The sequence below is a fragment of the Aliisedimentitalea scapharcae genome, assembly GCF_045277565.1.
GTDB lineage: Bacteria > Pseudomonadota > Alphaproteobacteria > Rhodobacterales > Rhodobacteraceae > Aliisedimentitalea > Aliisedimentitalea scapharcae.
In genome coordinates this window covers 2,949,434-2,969,086 of sequence record NZ_CP123584.1, presented here as the reverse complement: position 1 = coordinate 2,969,086, position 19,653 = coordinate 2,949,434, and the positions used below count along the sequence as shown (strand labels likewise).

The window sequence follows — 19,653 nt, the reverse complement described above, 5'->3', positions numbered from 1 at the left end:
GACATCAGGCCCGGATGTAGGCAGTTGATCGAAAGATGCGAGACAGATATTCATTCACGGATGTGAATATCTCGTGTCATGCGAAACTAGGCCCTATCCGGGGTCGGACGATGAATTGGAGACCTCGGTGGACTATACCGCGAAACTCGACGCAGCCATTGAAAAGCTACACGAAGAGGGGCGTTACCGGACCTTCATCGATATCGAACGGCGCAAGGGACATTTCCCGCATGCGGTCTGGACCCGTCCGGATGGCAGCGAAACAGACATCACCGTCTGGTGTGGCAATGATTATCTGGGCATGGGGCAGCACCCCGTTGTTCTGGACGCGATGCAGGAAGCGATTGAATCGACCGGCGCCGGATCGGGCGGGACCCGCAATATTTCGGGTACCACGGTCTATCACAAACGGCTCGAGGCCGAGCTGGCCGATCTGCACGGCAAGGAAGCATCCCTGCTGTTCACCAGCGCCTATATCGCCAATGACGCGACGCTGAGCACGCTGCCGAAACTGTTTCCAGGTCTGATCATCTATTCGGATGCATTGAACCACGCCTCGATGATCGAAGGCGTGCGTCGCAATGGCGGGGCCAAACGGATTTTCCGTCACAATGATGTGGCGCATCTGCGCGAGCTGCTCGAAGCTGATGACCCGGCTGCGCCCAAGTTGATCGCCTTTGAATCGGTTTATTCGATGGACGGCGATTTTGGCCCGATCAAAGAGCTCTGCGATCTGGCCGACGAATTCGGCGCGCTGACCTATATCGACGAAGTCCACGCTGTGGGCATGTATGGTCCGCGCGGTGGCGGGGTCACCGAGCGTGACAACCTGGCCCATCGCATCGACATCATCAACGGCACGCTGGCCAAGGCCTATGGCGTGATGGGTGGATATATCGCCGCCAGCGCAAAAATGTGTGATGCCATCCGCTCTTATGCGCCGGGCTTCATCTTTACCACGTCGCTGCCGCCTGCAGTTGCCGCCGGTGCAGCCGCGTCTGTGGCGCATCTGAAAACGGCGCAGGACCTGCGCGACACGCATCATGACCGGGCCAAGGTTCTGAAACTGCGGCTCAAGGGGTTGGGTCTGCCGATTATTGATCATGGCAGCCACATCGTGCCCGTGATCGTGGGTGACCCGGTCCACACCAAAAAGTTGAGCGACATGCTGTTGGAAGACCACGGCATCTATGTCCAGCCGATCAATTACCCGACCGTCCCACGCGGCACCGAACGCCTGCGGTTCACCCCGTCTCCGGTACACGGTCCGTCTGAAATCGATGCACTGGTGCGTGCAATGGACGCTCTTTGGTCCCATTGTGCGCTGAATCGTGCCGAATTAGCAGGTTAACCTTCATACCCGTGCAATAATTCTTCGGGTATGCTACGGTTCTGTTAATGAAAAGGTGCCATCGAATCGTTGCAGGGATTCATCGGTATCTTGGGGCGAATGCGGCAGGCAGAACGTAGGACGGCAAGAATGATTGGGCGCATCAGACAGCGCAGGGCCAAGACCGAAGAGGTTGTAGAACCCAAAGGGTTTGACGACTTTGAGTTGCGTCTTGGAGATGTCATGCGGGGCGAGCGGGCCACGATGGGGAAATCGTTGCTTGACGTGCAACGAGAGCTCAAGATCAAAGCCAGCTACATTGCCGCCATCGAAAACTCAGATCCCTCCGTCTTTGATACACCTGGCTTCATTGCCGGGTATGTTCGCTCTTATGCCCGTTATCTGAACATGGACCCTGATCAGGCCTATGGCACTTTCTGTTCCGAAAGTGGCTTTGCCGTCGCCCATGGGATGTCCGAACAGGCTTCCAGCCAAAAGAAAGACGCCCCCGGAATCGTTTCAGGGGCTCCGCGGGCGCGCGATCCATTTGCCTCGCCGAACATGCCGTTTGCGCCTGTGAACGAAAGTGTCTTCAGCCATATTGAACCGCGGGCCATTGGATCAACCTTTGTTCTATTGGCCCTGATCGGTGGCATTGGCTATGGCGGCTGGTCGGTTCTGAAGGAAGTCCAGCAGGTGCAGTTTGCGCCGGTGGAACAGACGCCGACCGTTCTGTCGGATCTGGACCCGTTGGACGGTGCGTCCCGCAGTGTCGAAGCCACGACAACGGACGCGCTGGACCGGCTTTATCGCCCGCAGGCGCTGGATGTGCCGGTTCTGGTTGCGCGTGATGCGCCGATTTCGACCTTGGATCCGCGCAGTGTTGGGAGCTTTAGGGCACCGTCGCTGCCACAGGTTCAATTGGCCGGAGCGACCGGACCGCTGGGATTGCAGCAATCAGTGGACAATGCCATCGCACAGGCGATCCCGCAGGTGCTCGAACCGGTGTCCGAGAACATGGTGATGGTTGCCGTTCGGACGTCGTGGGTCAGGGTGCGGGCGGCTGATGGCTCGGTCATCTACGAGGCGACAATGGCGCCCGGCGATACCTACGAGATTCCGCTGACCGAAGAGCCGCCAGTTTTGCGGGCCGGCGAATCCGGTGCGATATATTTTGCAATGGATGGCCAGCACTACGGCCCTCTTGGCGGGCGAGGACGGGTCACCAAGAATTTTGCGATGTCAAAAGACCTGATCTCGGATCAATTCGCCGTTGCCGATCTGGAGCAGGACAGCAACATTGAGTTGAAGCGCTATGTTGAGGCCAAATCCTTGGCTGTGCCGACTACGGGCGCAACAACCGACTGATCCCAAATCTGATGTGCGGTTAATCCGTAGACGATGGCGGGGTGGCATTGTCACGGACCCATGACCGGCTTATCTATGCGCTATAGTCTTAGCCACAGCCGGAATCCCGATCCCATGTCTCACAATCCCATCCGTCCATGGCGTGATATCGCGCGTCGCAAAAGCCGCCAGATCATGGTGGGTAATGTGCCTGTTGGTGGGGATGCGCCGATTGCCGTGCAGACCATGACCAACACGCTGACCACCGATGTGGCCGCCACAATTGCACAGGTTCAGGCGGCAGCCGAGGCCGGCGCCGATCTGGTGCGGGTTTCGGTTCCGGACGAAGCGTCCGCCAAAGCGCTGAAGGAGATCGTCGCCGAGAGCCCGGTGCCGATCATCGCCGACATTCATTTCCATTACCGCCGCGGGATCGAGGCCGCCGAGGCAGGGGCCGCCTGTCTGCGCATCAATCCGGGCAACATCGGCAGCAAAGAGCGGGTGCGCGAAGTCATTTCCGCTGCGCGCGATCACGGCTGTTCCATGCGCATCGGGGTGAATGCCGGGTCGCTGGAAAAGCACCTGTTGGAGAAATACGGCGAACCCTGCCCGGACGCGATGGTGGAAAGCGGGTTGGAACATATCCGTATTCTGCAAGACCATGATTTTCACGACTATAAAATCAGCGTCAAGGCGTCGGATGTATTCATGTCGGCCGCCGCGTATCAGATGCTGGCCGAAGCCACCGACGCGCCCATCCACCTGGGCATCACCGAAGCGGGTGGGTTTGTGTCCGGCACCATCAAATCAGCGATTGGGCTGGGACAGCTGCTGTGGATGGGCATTGGTGACACGATCCGGGTGTCGCTGTCTGCCGATCCGGTTGAAGAGGTCAAAGTTGGCTTTGAAATCCTGAAATCGCTGGGTCTGCGCCACCGCGGCGTCAATATCATCTCTTGCCCGTCCTGTGCGCGCCAGGGGTTCAACGTGATCAAGACCGTTGAACAGCTGGAAGAGCGTCTGGCCCATATTCACACCCCTATGAGCCTGTCGATCATTGGCTGCGTGGTGAATGGCCCCGGCGAGGCGCTGATGACCGATGTCGGGTTTACCGGCGGCGGGGCAGGGTCCGGTATGGTCTATCTGGCGGGCAAGTCCAGCCACAAGCTCGACAATGATCAGATGGTGGACCACATCGTCGAACAGGTCGAACGCAAGGCCGCCGAACTGGAAGCGGCCCATGCCCAAGGCGACGACATTTCAAAGTAATGCGGTAATCTAAGAGCGGACAAAGGGCGGGGAATTCCCCGCCCTTTGTTTATTTGAAGCGACAAAGCGATGAGGGCCGATGGTGTGGCTATCCCATCCGCGTCACGGTCTGATCAGCCGCGTTGTTCGGCGACAACCAAGGCCATCTGGTCAGCAGGCAGGAAGCCGCGCAGCAGTTCATCTTCGACGACAAAGGTCGGCGTGCCCGAAATCTTGAGACGCTGTGCCAGGGCCCGGGTCTGTTGGAGCTCCTGAGACACCTCGGGGGCGTTCATGCCGTCCATGACGGCATCCGCGTCCAGTCCCAGACCTTCGGCCAACCGACGCAATGACACTTCGTTGGGTTCGCCGCTGAATTCGATCAGGGCATCATGAACCTGCTTGTAAGCGTCATTGCCCGCAACATGTTTGACGGCCACGGCAAAGCGGGAGGACAGAACCGACGCTTCGCCCAATATCGGGAATTCCTTGATCACCAGACGGATATTACCATCCTGCTTCAACAGCTGTGCGATTTCGGGAACGGCGCGGCGGCAATAGCCACAGCGGTAATCCATGAATTCGACCACGGTGATGTCTCCGTCAGGGTTGCCACCCACCCAGGAATACCCGTCGTTGACCAACTCCTGTTTGTTCTCGGCAACCAGCTCAACATCCGCCTGGGCCTCGGCCTGGGCTTGACGCTGTTCCAGAAGTTCGACGGCTTCCAGGATCACCTGGGGGTTGTCCAACAGGTAGGCACGGATTTCGGCGCGAAAGGCAGCGCGGTCTTCATCGGACATGGCCTGGAGGTCCAGGGCGGTTGCCGGAGCGGCCAAAAGGGTCAGTGCGGCGGCTGCGGCCCGCACGGTCCGCAGGGAATGTGTCAGTCGGATCATCGTTTCTTTTTTCCTTTTGCGAAACGTTCGGAGGCTATCAGCACGTCTTGTGCCCGACGCCAGGCAGCAGACCCACGCGGCAAGAGCGCGCTGGCCCGTTTGGCGTGCAGACCCGCGTCATTCAGGCGGCCCTGCAAGGCGTATCTTTCGGCGGTTACCACGGCGGCCATACCAGATTGCCCGGTCTTGGCATAGGCGACGGACATATCCCGCAGCAGGCGCGCATCCCGCCAATCCCGCGATCGTGCCTTTTCAAGGGTTTGAATGGCGGATTTGGGCTGACCGGCGGCCAATTGGGCCCGGCCATAACCGCTGAGGATCTGGGCGTTTTGGGGGGCCTGGCTGACCGCCTGTCCATAGGCGTTCAGCGCCTCGTTCCAACGCCGGTTCTCCATATAGATCTGGCCTTTGAGCTCGAGATAGAAGGGATCGCTGGGACGCAGCGCCAATGCTTTGTTCAGCGCGCTTATACTTTTCTCGAATTTGCCTTGGCGGTGATGCGCAATCGCTTCGCGCATCAGGCGCACGTCCTTGTATTTCTCTTCGGCCACCCGACGCAGGGTCCATTTTGGGGACCGGGTAAAGGCCGAAACCTTGCCACGCGCCCGTGCGAACCAATAGGCGGTATCGGGGTTGGCGGTTTCCTTGCCACCGTGGGCTGCGACATAGGCCTGGGCGGCGCGCAGCCGGTCGCGGGTCAGCGGGTGGGACCGGGTATAGGGATCCTGACGACTGACGCTCAGCACTTCCTGTCCGGCAAAGGCCTGGTGCAGATCGACAAGCGCCTGTGGCGATACGCCAGCCGACGTCAGATAGGAGGCAGCAGATCGATCCGCTGACGCCTCTTCGGCGCGGGTGTGGGACAAAAATACCCGCTGGGCGGCGCTTTGTGTGCCGATGGCGATGCCGCCGGCTGCCTCGCCTCCACCTGCTGCTGCGGCCAACGCGGCCAGCGCCAGACCCAATCCGGCAGCGGTACGGGCCGATTGCAGATTGGCAGTCCGGCGGGCCAGATGCCCATTGGTGATATGGGCAGCCTCATGGGCAATCACCGCCTGCAACATTCCGGCGCTATCGACCTTGAGGATCAACCCGTAGTTCAGAAAAATGGCCTGATTGTCGAGAACAAAGGCGTTGAAGGCCGGGTCGTCCACCAGCAGAATATGGGTCCGCGACTGGCTCAGGCCCGAGGCCCGCAGAACCGGAGAGGCGATCTGACGCAGCGCGTGTTCGATATCGGGGTCGCGCAGCAGCGATACGGCCGCGGCAGGCAGCGCAGAGACCACCGTCAACACTGCCGTCAGCACCATTGCCGGGATTGACGCCACACGAGATACACGTTCAAAAGCCATGCGCGCACCATGGGAGAAGCACATGCGAAACTCAACCCGGTCACAGGTCGATCCCTTTATTGTGATGGATGTTATGGAAGCCGCCCGCCAGGCCGAAGAGGACGGGCGTCATATTATCCATATGGAAGTCGGCCAGCCTGGAACAGGAGCACCCAAACAGGCGACGCAGGCGCTGTCGCAGGTTCTGGAGACCGAGGCTTTGGGCTATACCGTGGCGCTTGGGTTGCCTGCATTGCGCCAACGGATCGCGAAACTCTATGGAGAGTGGTATGATGTGGACCTGAACCCGGATCGGGTGATTGTCACGCCGGGGTCCTCGGGGGCGTTTCTGCTGGCCTTTACAGCCCTGTTTGACAGCGGTGACCGGGTTGGCATCGGGGCACCCGGATATCCGTCGTACCGTCAGATCCTGAGCGCATTGGGGCTGGTGCCGGTGGACATTCAGACAGCGGCGGAAAATCGCCTGCAACCGGTGGCGGCTGACCTGGGGGGATTGGATCTGGCAGGGCTGATGGTGGCCTCGCCTGCGAATCCAACGGGTACGATGCTGGATCGCGATTCTATGGCGTCCTTGGTGGATGCAGCCGCTGCACAAAATGCCAGCTTTATAAGCGACGAGATTTATCATGGGCTGGAGTATGAGGCCAAGGCCGTCACGGCGCTGGAGGTGACGGACGAATGCTATGTCATCAATTCCTTCTCCAAGTACTTCTCGATGACGGGTTGGCGCGTTGGCTGGATGGTGGTTCCCGAAGATCAGGTTCGTGTGGTCGAACGGATTGCGCAGAACATGTTTATCTGTGCGCCACATGCCAGCCAGGTTGCCGCCCTGGCCGCAATGGAATGTGACGCGGAATTGCAGGCCAATCTGGATGTTTACAAGGCAAACCGCGCACTGATGCTTGATGGGTTGCCCAAAGCCGGGTTCAGCAAAATCGCGCCGCCGGATGGGGCGTTTTATGTCTATGCCGATGTGTCCGATCTGACCCAGGACAGCCGTGCCTTTGCCGCCGAGATCCTGGAAAAGGCCGGGGTCGCCGTTACGCCGGGGTTGGATTTTGATCCGGTCCGCGGCGCGACGACCTTGCGGTTTTCCTATGCACGCGCAACGGCGGACATTCGCGAAGGTCTGTCGCGGCTCGCGACCTTCATGGCGAACCGAAGCTGAGCCCAGCGTGAAAAACGCGCAGGATCAGGCACGGGCGGTTTGCAACACATCGCCTGATGCGTATCCTGCGCGCAAACGGTATGACCCGGATGACAGGATAAGAGTGATGAGCAGGTTCCTTTCTGTGTGGGCGGCCGCGATCTGGCTGGTGGTTTTGGTGCCTGCCGGCTGGGCTCAGGATTTTAGTGCCTTGGCCCGGATTCTTCCGCAGGACAGTCGGATCACGGACCACGGGCGCGACGGGGTTTCCATCCAGCTGTCGCTGAGCCAGGGCGTGCCTTTTCGGCTGTTTACCTTGGCAGACCCCGAACGTCTGGTCCTGGACTTCCAGGAAGTCGATTGGACCGGGCTGGATGCGGACACATTGGTGGGGACTGATCGCATCGCGCAGGTCAAATTTGGCACCTATGTACCAGGATGGACCCGGATGGTTGTACAGCTGAACGGGCCGATGCAGGTTGGACAGGCAGCCATGCAGGTGGATGACGTTACGGCCGGAGCCCAATTGACCTTGACCCTGCACCCCGTCGAAATGGACGTGTTCGACGCACAGGCAGGCCCGCCACATGACCCCCGCTGGGACTTGCCCGCAGCTGAGGATCTGGTCGGGGGTGTTGACCGCGATCCTGATGCACCCTTGCGCGTGGTCCTGGACGCGGGACATGGTGGTATCGACCCAGGGGCAGAAGTCGGTCAGGTGATTGAAAAACACCTGATGCTGCGGTTTGCCCGCGAATTGCGCGATGTGCTGGTGCGGGCGGGCGGGTTTGACGTTCTGCTGCTGCGTGACGGGGACCATTTCGTGTCGTTGGAGCGCCGGGTGGCTTTGGCGCATCAGGCGCAGGCGGATGTGTTTCTTTCGTTGCACGCCGATGCGCTCTCCGAAGGTCTGGCCCATGGAGCGACGGTGTACATGCTGTCGGACGAAGCGTCGGATGTGGCGTCGGCCAAACTGGCGGAACGCCACGACCGCGAGGATCTGTTGGCGGGAGCGGACCTGAGCACGGTGGATGATCAGGTGACGGATGTGTTGCTGGATCTGGCGCGTCAGGAAACCCGCCCGCGCACCTATGCGCTGGCGTCGGCGCTGGTCGAGGCCATGGCGCAGACGGGGGGACCCATGAACCGGCGCCCGCTGCGCAAGGCCGGGTTTTCTGTGCTGAAGTCTGCCGATATTCCGTCGGTGTTGATCGAGCTTGGATTTTTGTCGAGCCCTCGGGATCTCAAGAATCTGACCGATCCAGCGTGGCGCGCAGCGATGGCGGGTGCCATTCGCAGCGGATTGCAGGAGTGGCGCGATGCTGACGCGGCGCGACGGGCTTTGGTGCGCCAATAGAGAGTGTTTGCTGGCTGCGGCGCGGTCAGGAGCGAGGGGCCAGCCCCTCGCACTCCCCGGAGTTTTTCGGGCAAGATGAAGGAGCAGAAGCTTGGCCAAATTAATCTGGATGACGGATCTGCATTTTGCCCGCCGCGGATTGGTGGTGGGACATGACCCACGTGTGCGGGTTCAACAGGCGATCAGGTTTGTCTGTGATCACCTGGCAGATGGCGACCTGTGCCTGATTTCCGGAGATATGGTCGAGCTGGCACAGCCAGACGAATACCAGGCCCTAAGGACGCTATTGGCCGAATTGCCGATGCCGGTCTGTCCGATGGTTGGCAATCATGATGACCGATCAATGTTGCGCGCTGCGTTTGCGTTGCCGGGGCAGGTCATGGACGCGTTCGTGCAATATGCGGTTGAGGTCGGAGATGTAGTGCTGATCTGCCTGGACACACTGATCCCGGGAGAGGCGGCCGGATTTTTGTGTGACGCCCGTCTGGCGTGGCTGGAGGCGCAATTGCACAGGGCGGCGGGGCGTCCTGTGGTTGTTGCGATGCATCATCCGCCCCTGGCGCTGGGGCTGGACATGCTGGATCCCGACAATTTGAAGAACGGCATCCAGTTGTTGGATTTGCTGGAAAAATTCCCCAACGTTGTGCAGATCCTGGCAGGGCATGTGCACAGGCCGATTTCTGGTGTCGTGCGCGGGATCGGGTTTCGGACCCAGCGCGCAGTTCTGTATCAGGCCCCAGCCCCTGTGCCGCGTTGGGACTGGGATAGCTTCACACCACCGGCCGAGGCACCCGGTTTGGGGGTTGTGTCTGTCGAAACCGGCCAAGTGACGGTGCAGGATTTGCAGTTCTGTCCCTATGAAACCGGTGGTGCCGCAATACAGCCGTGAATTTCTGCTCTGATCCGGCATATATCCGCCGTATCTGGTTTTGACCCCATGCGCTTGCGCCCCTATATAAACGCTACCGCTCAAAAGAGGCCTCACTGTGCTCAGGTTCATTCTATCTTTCTTCGGCTCGATCTTCAGCACTGTGACGCTGGGCATTGCCATGGTGGCCATAACCATCGGTGGTATTTTCTGGATGTATGGGCGCGATCTGCCCAGCCATGAATCCTTGGCGCAGTATCAACCCCCCACCATCAGCCGAATCTATTCCGGCAAGGGGACTTTGATTGACGAATTCGCCAAAGAGCGGCGATTGTTCACCCCGTCCGAGGATATCCCGGACATGATCAAACAGGCGTTCATCAGCGCCGAGGACAAGAATTTTTATCACCACAAGGGGTATGACACCCGCGGGATCGCAGCCGCCGCGTTTGAGGCCGTACAGTCGCGCGGGGCCAATGTGCGGGGGGCATCGACCATCACCCAGCAGGTGATGAAGAACTTTTTGCTGTCGGGGGACCGCAAGGCCGAGCGCAAGATCAAGGAAATAATCCTGGCGTCGCGGCTCGAAGAGACGCTGGACAAGGAAGCGATCCTCGAACTGTACCTGAACGAGATCTTTCTGGGTCAAAACTCATATGGTGTGACGGCGGCTGCGCAGACCTATTTCAACAAGACGCTGAGTGAACTGGCCCCGCATGAGGCGGCCTTCCTGGCGTCGCTGCCCAAGGCACCGTCCGATTATCATCCTGTACGACGCAAGGATCGCCTGCTGGCGCGGCGTAATTTTGTGCTCAAGGAAATGATGGAAAATGGCTATATCGATCAGGCGACATACGACGTTGAAGTCGATTTGCCGTTGCGGTCCGTTCAGAATGGCGATTTCGCCAGCTTCCGCACAGCGCTGCCACCCCGGGATTATTTCACCGATGAAATCAGGCGTCAGTTGAGCCGCGATTTTGGCGAGGGCGAGTTTTTTACCGGGGGCTTTGCAGTCCGCGCCACCATCGACGAGGAAATGCAGGTCGAGGCGGCAAATGCGCTGCGTAATGCCTTGGAAAAATATGACCGGTCTCGACAGAGATGGCGGGGCACCGGCGTGAAACTCCCGCCCGAAGCGCTGGCCACCGAAGAGGACTGGCGCGCGGCGCTGGGAAATGCGGATGTGTCGCGTGACGTTGATTTCGGCGGCAAATGGCGTCCGGCTGTTGTGCTGGGAATCGCAGACAAGGCTTTGACAGTCGGTATTGAAAACACCGAAGGGACCGGCACGGTTCCGCGTTCGGACATCAAATGGATGAAGGGCAACTTCAGCGATAATTTTGCCGTTGGGGATGTGGTTCTGGTTCGGGCTGGCGAAGACGCCGGGCAATGGTCGCTGCGCCAGGTTCCCGAAGTGCAGGGCGGTTTTGTTGCAATGGATGTCAATACCGGTCGCGTCATTGCGATGCAGGGTGGATTTTCCTATCAGGATTCTGTGTTCAACAGGGCAACGCAGGCCCAGCGTCAGCCGGGTTCCAGCTTTAAGCCTTTTGTCTATGCAGCGGCGTTGGACAGCGGGTATAGCCCGGCAACCATCGTGGTGGACGCCCCGATTGAAATCAACACACCGCAGGGGCTGTGGCGGCCCAAGAACGCGTCGCATAAATTCTATGGGCCAACACCGTTGCGCACCGGGATTGAACGGTCTCGGAACCTGATGACGATCCGTCTGGCCCAGGAGATCGGGATGCCGGTGGTGGCATCCTATGCGGAACGGTTTGGCGTGTACGAGGATATGGGGCCGTATCTGGCCAATTCTCTGGGATCCGAGGAAACCACGTTGTTCAAGATGGTGACCGCCTATGCGATGTTCGCCAACGGTGGGGAGCGTATCGAACCGACCTTGGTCGATCGGATTCAGGACCGCAAGGGGAAGACCATCTACCGACATGACGATCGTGATTGCATAGACTGCGCGATCCCGAACCTGCGCGACGGGGCAGCGCCGCAGATCGTGACCAGTCGGGCCCAGGTCATGGACCCGATCACGGCCTATCAGCTGACTTCAATGATGCGTGGCGTCGTCGAACGCGGTACGGCCTCGGGCCGTGTGAAACTGGGGGTGCCGACCGCTGGCAAGACCGGGACCACGAACGAAGCCCGGGATGTCTGGTTCATCGGGTTTACGTCGAACATCGTGGCCGGATGCTATATCGGATACGATCAACCGCGTCCTCTGGGGCGGGGGGCGTCGGGGGGCGGCATGTGCGGGCCGGTGTTCCAACAATTCATGACCAAGGCGACCGAGAAATTCGGCGGCGGTCGATTTGCAGTCCCTCCCGGTGGGCATTTCATCAAGATCGATCGCTTTACCGGGGCGCGACTGGCGGACAATGCCAGCGGCGAATATGTGGTGGCCGAATACTTCCGGGATGGAGCCGAGCCGATTTTTGGCCTGACCTATGATGGCGGATTTGCTCTGGGGTCGAACCTTCCGCTGTTTGAAGAAGTGTCCCAAAGCGGACGCCAGGTCACCACCTCGACCGGCGAAACCGCCGTGGTTGGTCCCAAGGCAAGTTCGGGGACGATCAGTTCGGGGGGATTGTATTGATCTGCTTTCAGGTGGCGCTGTTGCCACCTGAGATGCCGTTGGTCGATTTGAACTGCGATGGCGCAGTTTTTTCAGTGCGAACGCCAACTCAATGCAATCAACCGCCCCGGTCAGCTTGAGAAGTTCGCCAGCCCTTGCTATCAGGCAAGTCGCAACAGTTGTCAGGAAATTCCAATGCGCGCCGAGACCCAGAACATCGTGGCCGAGATCGAAAAGTCGCTTGAGCTTTTAGCTCAGCGGTTGGACTGGGAAACCGCGCCGCATCGGCTCGAGGAATTTGATGCGCGTGTCGAAGACCCGAACCTGTGGGATGACCCCGAGGCGGCCCAGAAGTTGATGCGCGAACGTCAGAACCTGGTTGATGCCATGGGAACTTACACCGGGATCAAACAGGATCTGTCGGACAATATCGAGCTCATTGAACTGGGTGAGATGGAAGAGGACGAAGAGGTTATCAAAGACGCCGAAGAGGCGATCAAGACGCTCAAGATCAAGGCCGGTGAAAAGGAACTGGAGGCGCTGCTGGACGGTGAAGCCGACGGCAACGACACCTTTCTGGAGATCAACTCGGGTGCGGGTGGAACCGAAAGCTGTGACTGGGCGTCGATGCTGGCGCGGATGTACATCCGATGGGCCGAAAAAAAGGGCTATAAGGTGGAATTGCAGTCCGAAAGTGCCGGGGAAGAAGCCGGGATCAAATCCGCCGCTTACAAGATTTCCGGCCACAACGCCTATGGGTGGTTAAAATCGGAAAGCGGTGTGCACCGGCTGGTGCGGATTTCGCCCTTTGACAGCGCGGCCAAACGCCATACGTCTTTCACTTCGGTCAAAGTGTACCCGGTGGTGGATGACAATATCGAAATCGAGGTGAACCCGGCCGATATTCGTATCGACACCTACCGGTCGTCGGGGGCAGGCGGTCAGCACGTCAACACCACCGACTCCGCCGTGCGGATCACCCACCATCCCACTGGGATCGTTGTGACCTCTTCGGAAAAGTCGCAGCACCAGAACCGGGATATCGCGATGAAGGCCCTGAAATCACGGCTGTATCAGATGGAGCTGGACAAGCGGTCTGCGCTGGTCAACGAGGCGCATGAAAACGCCGGGGATGCGGGGTGGGGCAACCAGATCCGGTCTTACGTGCTGCAACCTTACCAGATGGTCAAGGACCTGCGCACCAACCATGAAACCTCGGACACCAAAGGTGTGCTGGATGGTGATCTGGACGGTTTCATGGCGGCGACGTTGGCATTGAATGTGTCTGGCAAGAGCCGCTCTGAGGCGCAGGGCGACTAACCGGTGCCCAAACCAATGGATTGATTGTGCAAGGCCGGATTTGTCCGGCCTTTTTCATGTCTGCAAAGATGCCCAGGTTCAATGTGCTCGCGCCAGGTCCGCTGATCCATGCGGTCGTCATATTTGTGGACCGCGCCATCGCAGGCAAGCCCGCGTTATTTTTTGACGGTTTGGATAAGATGTTTTTCATCTGTGGGTTTTTTTACAAAATTCCCCCGGTTAGGCTGATCAAAAGATACATCGGGATATTTGAACATGTCGCAGCCTATGCGAAGCGCTACTGAAATTCTGACGGATCTGTCAGCAGGTCGGTTGACCGCTGAGGACGTGATGCGCCAGACGCTGGACCGGATTGCACAGGTTAATGGCGCGGTGAATGCCATTGTGGGTCTGCGGGACGAAGAGGAATTGATGCAGGAGGCACGGGCGGCGGATAAAAATGCCCCGCGTGGACCGCTGCACGGGCTGCCGATGGCGGTCAAGGATCTGGTCAACGTGCGCGGTGTCCGGTCAACCGGTGGGGTGCTGATCAAAAAGGACTTTGTCCCCACCGAAGATGATCTGTTGGCCGCTCGGCTGCGCGCGGCCGGGGCGATCCTGATCGGCAAGACCAACGTGCCGGAAATGGGGCTGGGGTCGCACACGTTCAACCGCGTCTACGGCGCGACTGCAAATCCCTATGACATGTCGCGCAGTTGCGGGGGGTCGTCCGGCGGCGCTGCGGTGGCTCTGGCGACTGGAATGGTGGCGCTGGCGGATGGATCCGACATGATGGGCAGCCTGCGCAACCCGGCGGCCTGGAACAATGTCTATGGTTTCCGCCCCAGCTGGGGGCGGGTGCCTTCCGGTGCGAGCGGCGACATGTACCTGCATCAGCTGTCCACGCTGGGCCCGATGGCCCGATCACCCGAGGACATTGCCTTGTTGCTGGATGTTCTGGCCGGGCCGCACCCGCAGATCCCATTGGCCTTGCCTCGGGAAGAGATGGCACCGCTGCCCGCAACCGAATGTTCGGGGATGCGCATTGGTTGGCTGGGGGATTGGGGCGGGGCGTTCCCGATGGAAAACGGCATCATGGCACTGTGCGAACGTGCGCTGGGTGCGTTTTCGGACATGGGCTGTCACGTCGATCATCTGCCAGCGCCCTTTCCCCGGGAAAAAATATGGGAGAGCTGGGTCACCCTTCGATCCTGGGCCGTCGCGGGCGAGTTGTTTGATCTGCAACAGCAGGGGGCCGAGCTCAAGGACACGGCGGTCTGGGAAATGGAACGGGGGATGGCGCTGACTGCGGCACAGATCCAAATCGCCTCCGAGTTCCGTTCCGAGTGGTTTCGGGCTTGCGCGCAGTTGTTTGAAACCTATGACGCGTTGATTCTGCCGTCGGCGCAGGTCTGGCCGTTCCCGATCGAACAGCCCTATCCCAAACAAATCGCCGGCCAGGAAATGGACACCTATCACCGCTGGATGGAAGTGGTCATACCGGTCAGCCTGTTGGGGCTGCCCAGCCTGGCGGTTCCGGCTGGATTTGGTGCCGATGGGCTACCGATGGGGGTGCAGATATTCGGCAGGCTTGGAGGAGACCGCCGGATTCTTTCATTGGGTGCGGCATATCACGCACATACCCAATGGCCGCAAAAGGCCCCCCCGACCGATCCGGTCTGAGACAAGAACAACAAGAGGGAGGAGAACACGAGTATGGAGAAAGCATTTGGGGTGCCCGCATTTCGCCCCATGACCCCCGCCATTCTACGCCAGGCACTGCGCCAGGGAATGGCCGATTTCCGCGCAGCCCCGCTGTACGGTCTGATTTTTGCCGGGTTTTACATTCTGGTCGGATGGTTGATGCTGTGGGTCACGGCCAGCACGGGCACCACCTTTTGGCTGGTCCTTGCTGCTATCGGGTTTCCATTGATCGGCCCGTTTGCAGCAGTTGGATGTTACGAGGTCTCGCACAGGCTCAGCCAGGGCGAGCCGCTGGATTTGCCGGCGATTTTTGGCGTGGTTCTGTATCAGGGGCGGCGCCAGCTGCCGTCGATCTGCGCCATTATCGTTGTGGTGTTTCTGTTCTGGTTTTTCCTGGGGCACATGATCTTTGCTTTGTTTCTGGGCCTGTCGACCATGACCAATATCTCGTCCTCCGTCGAAGTGTTCCTAAGCCTGAACGGGGTAACCATGCTGGCCGTCGGATCCGCCGTGGGGGCGCTGTTTGCGCTGCTGCTGTATATGATCACGGTGATTGCATTGCCGCTGTTGCTGGATCGTGAAGTCGACTTTGTCACCGCGATGATTGCCAGCTTTCAATACGTGCTTGGGAACCCGGTGCCGATGCTGGCCTGGGCCGTGTTTATCGCGGCGCTGACCTTTGCCGCGCTGCTTCCGGGTTTCTTGGGGTTGTTTGTGGTGTTGCCGTTGATGGGGCACACCAGCTGGCATGTCTACCAACTGGTTGCGATCAAAGAGAACGAAGACGGGGTGATCCTGCATCAAGGTGTGGATCCCGCGTAGCTCCATGAACAGGGCCGCGCATGTCGCGGCCCTGTTCAGAATGACTATGTGCTCTCGCGCCCTCCAGCCACCAAACGGGCCCTGAGCGGCTCGAGATCCGGGTGGTTCTGTTCCAACGCGAATACATAGGCCTGGGTCAGAAAGAACCACGCTGCATCTTCGTCTGTCGCAGAGTCCGCCGCTTCGCAATAGAGGCGGACCAGCGCCCATTCATCCTTTGCGGCATGGGCGTCCAGCAATCGTGCATCTAGGTTGCTCATTCGGCGGCTAGGGCGGCCTCACCCTCTTGCAGTTTGCGCGCAACCCAGTCGTGGAACAGATGCGTGGGGCCATCCATCGCAGGCGAAAACCGACCGCCGTCAAACCCGGGCGCAAAGCGGCCCCGCTGCATGCCTTCGACGACAAAAACGTCCTCCTTGAACACCTCCTGCCATAGGGCTGTATTCTTGGCGCGCATCTGGTCGCTTGTTTCAGGGCTCGCATAGTACAGGTGGATGTGTTCGACTGTCTTGTCGGTGGCCTGCGGGAGTAGAATGATGGCAAAGGCATGGTCCCGGTGGACGCCCAGTAGAACATTGGGAAAGGCGGCGATGTATTCCGCGGCTTCGTCCCATTTTTGGTTCAGCCCGTCGAAATCGGGGAAAACGTCGCCATTGTCCCCTTTGAGCTGGCGATAGACCAATGTGCCCTGACCCGAGTATTTGCCGGGTTCTTCGATGTGGTAATGGTCTTCGAGGCGGGAATAGCTGTTGAGGCCAGGGTGGACCCAGGGCAGGTGATAGCTCTCGCAGTAATTTTCGACTGCCAGCTTCCAGTTGCAATTCACCGTCAGGTCGAACCGGCTGTCTTCTCCACCGTGGTACAGGGGCTGGTCGAACTCGGCCCAGCGGGCCATGACATCCCCCATGGCTTCGGTGAAGTCCGGAGCCGTGCCCGAGACGTTGATCCAGATGACATCCCGCCAGATGTGCGACCTGACTTCGATCAGACCCAAAAGGCTCTTGTCCACGTCTTCATGGGTGTTCTGACCAGGGCCGCCCACATGCGGTGTCGAAACCAGGCGTCCGTCCGTGCCGTAACACCAGCTGTGATAGGCACAGCGGATGGCACCTTCGATCTTGCGGGGTTCTTCGACCAGAATCATGCCACGATGGCGACAGGTGTTCTGAAAGACCCGCACGGTTCCCGCCCGGTCGCGGACCAGCAACAGGGGGATCTGCAAAAAGGTGATCGGTTTGGCATCGCCCACATCGGGGACATCCGCCGTAACGGCCAAACCGGCCCATTGGTTCAGCAGGACATGTTTGTTCTCTTCGGCGTGTACGTGCGGATCGATGTAATGGGCATTGGACAACCCATTGGCCCGGGTGATCGGCTGGCGTACGGCGTTGAGTTCCTCGGATACAAATGTCATGGCGCGCTCCTTGTTCGTTGCGTCAAGATTTACTCGACACATGTGTCGATACTTGTCGGATTCCGACGAAGATCGCCAGCCAGCGACATACGGACAGCGCATTTCAAACAGCGGATCACGGGGTACAAAAAAACCGCGCTCTCAGGCGCGGTTTTTTCACGTTTTTGTCGATGCGTTAACTTTGATGTCTGCCGATGTGCAGCAAAGCGGTTAACGGAATGGATCGCCGATTTGCAAAAGACGCCGGTGAAATGGCATCAGCTCGTCTTCGGTCTTGAACCCCTGTGTGCGGGCTGCTTCCCAAACACCGGCCTTATCGCGCCCCAGATGTTCATAGACCATGCGGGCGGCACGGGTTCCGCTGGCGCTTTCACGCACAGTCCGGGTGACATACCCCACCCAAAAGTTGTTTTCGAACGAGGCAACCTGGGCCAGATAGTTGAACGAGCAGGTCATGGAGTTGCGCCGAGAGATCACCAGGGCGACGCCATCTTCCTGCCGGGTGACATAGCCGCGGAATTCACGGGTTTTGACGTCTACAGGCAGGCCTTGCTGGCGCATGGCTTCCTTGGCTTCGAACCCGCGCACATAGGCGTTGTCGCTGTCGCGGAACACATAAACGATGCCGACGATATACAGTTCATCGCTGACAAAGCTGCGGCGGGAGAAGCGGTAGAACCCTGACGGAAAGACGTCTTCGGGCAAATTGTTGACGCCCCTCCCCAGAAAATCAGACAGGATTGGCCCGGTCAGGATCTGACCACGTTCGGTCAGATTATCGACGGGTTCGAGCAGGATGCGGGCATCCATTTCGAAAAAGTCGCAAATTCGATCCAGCACATCGGGTCGCGGGAAGCTTTCTCCCGACAAATATCTATTGAATTGTGTCCGGTTGATGCCAAGCCGACGCGATAGATCCGATATGGACGGATACTTTCGGGCGAGGATTCGCAGATTTGAGCCGAACATGTTGCGAAGTTCGGCCGGTGAGCGCGTAGGTTTGGACATTTTTGCCCCAGTGTTGATGTTCCTTTGTCGTGAACCTGTAGCCGGAAAAGAGATCTCTGATCGGAATCCCGGCTTGCTTTACTCAAACTGATACTGGTTGGCGTCAACGCTGACGCTCAAGTAGATCAGGAGGCTACCGTCTCAGACACAAATTGCAAGCCCAAGACGCGCAATTTACCATGTTTGAATGCCCCAATTTATCACACAGTTAACACATAGGGAAAAACGGGACAGAAGATGTTTGGCGTAGTACTTTGGAGCGACACTGACGAACGCAAGGCCGTCATTTGGTGCGAGGACCATGGGGATCTCGCGTTTTACAAACAGAATGATCAGGAACCCGAACTGCCTTTGGACGCGGGAGATTGGGTGCAATTCGATCTGACGATGGAACGTCACATGCGGTATGCGCACAACCCACGGCTGGTGTCAGAGGGGTTATGCTCTGGATTGGCGGATGTTCTGGGGGCCGAACAGGAGCTTGCTCCGGTTCAACCTGCAGCGCAGGAATTGGAAACAGGATCGGCAAAAATCATCCCGTTTGCGGCTGCGCAGAAACGACGCAACGCCACCGATAGCAGCGTTGCCAGAATTCTCGCCTGACTGAGGTGAACGCGTGATCAATCGCCGCGCAACAGTGCGGCGACACCGGTACGTGCAATTTCAACCAGACCCAACGGGCGCATCAGATCGGCAAAGGCGTCGATTTTTTCCGGCGCGCCAGTGATCTCAAAGATAAAGCTGCTCAGGGTGCTGTCGACCACATTGGCCCGAAAGATATCGGCCAGGCGCAGGGCTTCGACCCGCTTTTCCCCATCTCCAACAACCTTCATGATGGCCAATTCCCGCTCGACAGCGGGGCCTTCGACGGTCAGATCGTGGACTTCGTGCACCGGAACAATCCGACCCAGCTGGGTTTTGATCTGTTCGATGACCTGAGGGGTCCCGGTGGTCACGATGGTAATGCGTGACAAATGGCCTGTGTGATCGACTTCGGCCACGGTCAGGCTTTCGATGTTGTACCCACGCCCGGAAAACAGTCCAATCACCCGTGCCAGAACACCAGGTTCGTTTTCGACCAGCAGGGCAATGGTATGGCGTTCGGACACGTCCGAGAAATTTGGACGCAGGTTATAGGCGGAATGGCTGGTGGAGCCTTTTTTGATGTGTAGTGCAGACATTGTCGTTGCCTTCCTCACGGGTTTTCCGTTGCCGGAAAATTTGGAAATTTCCGGCCCGAGATGTTCCAGGACGCTCGGGCCGTTTTC

At 58.9% G+C, this 19,653-nt stretch carries 18 protein-coding genes; 12 read left to right on the top strand and 6 right to left on the bottom strand.

Going from position 1 to position 19,653, the window contains the following annotated elements:
• Nucleotides 1–127 precede the first annotated feature (127 nt).
• The 3 genes from hemA to ispG all read left to right on the top strand — a co-directional run bounded on the left by hemA (nt 128) and on the right by ispG (nt 3,946).
• Entirely contained in the window at nt 128–1,351 is a 1,224-nt protein-coding gene (hemA, locus tag QEZ52_RS13870) for a 5-aminolevulinate synthase (protein ID WP_406644974.1), read from the top strand.
• Between the two features lie 129 nt (nt 1,352–1,480).
• The gene (locus QEZ52_RS13865) at nt 1,481–2,698 is read left to right on the top strand and encodes a helix-turn-helix domain-containing protein (RefSeq protein ID WP_406644973.1); all 1,218 of its coding nucleotides are present in this window, start codon (nt 1,481–1,483) and stop codon (nt 2,696–2,698) included.
• A 114-nt stretch (nt 2,699–2,812) separates the two neighbouring features.
• Nucleotides 2,813–3,946, top strand: a complete 1,134-nt coding sequence (gene ispG / locus QEZ52_RS13860; protein ID WP_406644972.1) for a flavodoxin/ferredoxin-dependent (E)-4-hydroxy-3-methylbut-2-enyl-diphosphate synthase — start codon at nt 2,813–2,815, stop codon at nt 3,944–3,946.
• 113 nt (nt 3,947–4,059) lie between these two features.
• Here ispG and QEZ52_RS13855 read toward each other — a convergent pair whose 3' ends face one another.
• Together QEZ52_RS13855 and QEZ52_RS13850 are read right to left on the bottom strand one after the other, a co-directional pair.
• Nucleotides 4,060–4,824: a DsbA family protein gene (locus QEZ52_RS13855; RefSeq protein ID WP_406644970.1), complete on the bottom strand. Its 765-nt coding sequence runs from the start codon at nt 4,822–4,824 to the stop codon at nt 4,060–4,062.
• Nucleotides 4,821–6,176 (bottom strand): M48 family metalloprotease, encoded by a 1,356-nt coding sequence (locus QEZ52_RS13850; RefSeq protein ID WP_406644969.1) that lies wholly within the window; start codon nt 6,174–6,176, stop codon nt 4,821–4,823. Before QEZ52_RS13850 ends, QEZ52_RS13855 begins: the two co-directional genes overlap by 4 nt.
• 22 nt (nt 6,177–6,198) lie before the next feature.
• Here QEZ52_RS13850 and QEZ52_RS13845 point away from each other — a divergent pair, with 22 nt between their 5' ends.
• The 8 genes from QEZ52_RS13845 (at nt 6,199) to QEZ52_RS13810 (ending at nt 15,963) form a co-directional block, all read left to right on the top strand.
• Complete coding sequence (locus tag QEZ52_RS13845) at nt 6,199–7,344, top strand: pyridoxal phosphate-dependent aminotransferase (protein WP_406644968.1); 1,146 nt, start codon at nt 6,199–6,201, stop codon at nt 7,342–7,344.
• 106 nt (nt 7,345–7,450) lie between these two features.
• Nucleotides 7,451–8,680: an N-acetylmuramoyl-L-alanine amidase gene (locus tag QEZ52_RS13840; protein WP_406644967.1), complete on the top strand. Its 1,230-nt coding sequence runs from the start codon at nt 7,451–7,453 to the stop codon at nt 8,678–8,680.
• A gap of 91 nt (nt 8,681–8,771) precedes the next feature.
• On the top strand, nt 8,772–9,569 hold the full coding sequence (locus QEZ52_RS13835; RefSeq protein WP_406644966.1) for a phosphodiesterase: 798 nt from the start codon (nt 8,772–8,774) through the stop codon (nt 9,567–9,569).
• A 97-nt stretch (nt 9,570–9,666) separates the two neighbouring features.
• Nucleotides 9,667–12,159, top strand: coding sequence for a penicillin-binding protein 1A (locus QEZ52_RS13830; RefSeq protein ID WP_406644965.1), 2,493 nt, complete (start codon nt 9,667–9,669; stop codon nt 12,157–12,159).
• 174 nt (nt 12,160–12,333) lie between these two features.
• Entirely contained in the window at nt 12,334–13,458 is a 1,125-nt protein-coding gene (gene prfB, locus QEZ52_RS13825) for a peptide chain release factor 2 (protein ID WP_406644964.1), read from the top strand.
• A gap of 56 nt (nt 13,459–13,514) precedes the next feature.
• The gene (locus QEZ52_RS13820; protein WP_406644963.1) at nt 13,515–13,742 is read left to right on the top strand and encodes a hypothetical protein; all 228 of its coding nucleotides are present in this window, start codon (nt 13,515–13,517) and stop codon (nt 13,740–13,742) included.
• The gene (locus tag QEZ52_RS13815) at nt 13,714–15,120 is read left to right on the top strand and encodes an amidase (protein WP_406644961.1); all 1,407 of its coding nucleotides are present in this window, start codon (nt 13,714–13,716) and stop codon (nt 15,118–15,120) included. The genes QEZ52_RS13820 and QEZ52_RS13815 overlap by 29 nt, the downstream gene beginning before the upstream one ends.
• Before the next feature lie 33 nt (nt 15,121–15,153).
• Nucleotides 15,154–15,963 carry a DUF2189 domain-containing protein gene (locus QEZ52_RS13810; RefSeq protein ID WP_406644959.1) on the top strand — a complete coding sequence of 270 codons (810 nt, stop codon included), beginning with the start codon at nt 15,154–15,156 and terminating at the stop codon, nt 15,961–15,963.
• A gap of 44 nt (nt 15,964–16,007) precedes the next feature.
• Here QEZ52_RS13810 and QEZ52_RS13805 read toward each other — a convergent pair whose 3' ends face one another.
• The 3 genes from QEZ52_RS13805 to QEZ52_RS13795 form a co-directional block, all read right to left on the bottom strand.
• On the bottom strand, nt 16,008–16,223 hold the full coding sequence (locus QEZ52_RS13805) for a hypothetical protein (RefSeq protein WP_406644958.1): 216 nt from the start codon (nt 16,221–16,223) through the stop codon (nt 16,008–16,010).
• Nucleotides 16,220–17,377 carry an aromatic ring-hydroxylating dioxygenase subunit alpha gene (locus QEZ52_RS13800; RefSeq protein ID WP_406644955.1) on the bottom strand — a complete coding sequence of 386 codons (1,158 nt, stop codon included), beginning with the start codon at nt 17,375–17,377 and terminating at the stop codon, nt 16,220–16,222. Before QEZ52_RS13800 ends, QEZ52_RS13805 begins: the two co-directional genes overlap by 4 nt.
• Nucleotides 17,378–17,587: 210 nt before the next feature.
• Nucleotides 17,588–18,385, bottom strand: coding sequence for a helix-turn-helix domain-containing protein (locus tag QEZ52_RS13795; RefSeq protein ID WP_406644953.1), 798 nt, complete (start codon nt 18,383–18,385; stop codon nt 17,588–17,590).
• A 237-nt stretch (nt 18,386–18,622) separates the two neighbouring features.
• Here QEZ52_RS13795 and QEZ52_RS13790 point away from each other — a divergent pair, with 237 nt between their 5' ends.
• Nucleotides 18,623–18,988 (top strand): hypothetical protein, encoded by a 366-nt coding sequence (locus QEZ52_RS13790; protein WP_406644952.1) that lies wholly within the window; start codon nt 18,623–18,625, stop codon nt 18,986–18,988.
• A 17-nt stretch (nt 18,989–19,005) separates the two neighbouring features.
• On the opposite strand, the gene ilvN is transcribed toward QEZ52_RS13790, so the two are convergent.
• Complete coding sequence (gene ilvN, locus QEZ52_RS13785; RefSeq protein ID WP_406644950.1) at nt 19,006–19,566, bottom strand: acetolactate synthase small subunit; 561 nt, start codon at nt 19,564–19,566, stop codon at nt 19,006–19,008.
• Nucleotides 19,567–19,653 lie beyond the last annotated feature (87 nt).

Coding starts and splice junctions, on each gene's coding strand:
- QEZ52_RS13865 (WP_406644973.1), top strand. CDS start 1,481: ATGATTGGGCGCATCAGACAGCGCAGGGCCAAGACCGAAGAGGTTGTA.
- ispG (WP_406644972.1), top strand. CDS start 2,813: ATGTCTCACAATCCCATCCGTCCATGGCGTGATATCGCGCGTCGCAAA.
- QEZ52_RS13855 (WP_406644970.1), bottom strand. CDS start 4,824: ATGATCCGACTGACACATTCCCTGCGGACCGTGCGGGCCGCAGCCGCC.
- QEZ52_RS13850 (WP_406644969.1), bottom strand. CDS start 6,176: ATGGCTTTTGAACGTGTATCTCGTGTGGCGTCAATCCCGGCAATGGTG.
- QEZ52_RS13845 (WP_406644968.1), top strand. CDS start 6,199: ATGCGAAACTCAACCCGGTCACAGGTCGATCCCTTTATTGTGATGGAT.
- QEZ52_RS13840 (WP_406644967.1), top strand. CDS start 7,451: ATGAGCAGGTTCCTTTCTGTGTGGGCGGCCGCGATCTGGCTGGTGGTT.
- prfB (WP_406644964.1), top strand. CDS start 12,334: ATGCGCGCCGAGACCCAGAACATCGTGGCCGAGATCGAAAAGTCGCTT.
- QEZ52_RS13820 (WP_406644963.1), top strand. CDS start 13,515: ATGTCTGCAAAGATGCCCAGGTTCAATGTGCTCGCGCCAGGTCCGCTG.
- QEZ52_RS13815 (WP_406644961.1), top strand. CDS start 13,714: ATGTCGCAGCCTATGCGAAGCGCTACTGAAATTCTGACGGATCTGTCA.
- QEZ52_RS13810 (WP_406644959.1), top strand. CDS start 15,154: ATGGAGAAAGCATTTGGGGTGCCCGCATTTCGCCCCATGACCCCCGCC.
- QEZ52_RS13805 (WP_406644958.1), bottom strand. CDS start 16,223: ATGAGCAACCTAGATGCACGATTGCTGGACGCCCATGCCGCAAAGGAT.
- QEZ52_RS13800 (WP_406644955.1), bottom strand. CDS start 17,377: ATGACATTTGTATCCGAGGAACTCAACGCCGTACGCCAGCCGATCACC.
- QEZ52_RS13795 (WP_406644953.1), bottom strand. CDS start 18,385: ATGTCCAAACCTACGCGCTCACCGGCCGAACTTCGCAACATGTTCGGC.
- QEZ52_RS13790 (WP_406644952.1), top strand. CDS start 18,623: ATGTTTGGCGTAGTACTTTGGAGCGACACTGACGAACGCAAGGCCGTC.
- ilvN (WP_406644950.1), bottom strand. CDS start 19,566: ATGTCTGCACTACACATCAAAAAAGGCTCCACCAGCCATTCCGCCTAT.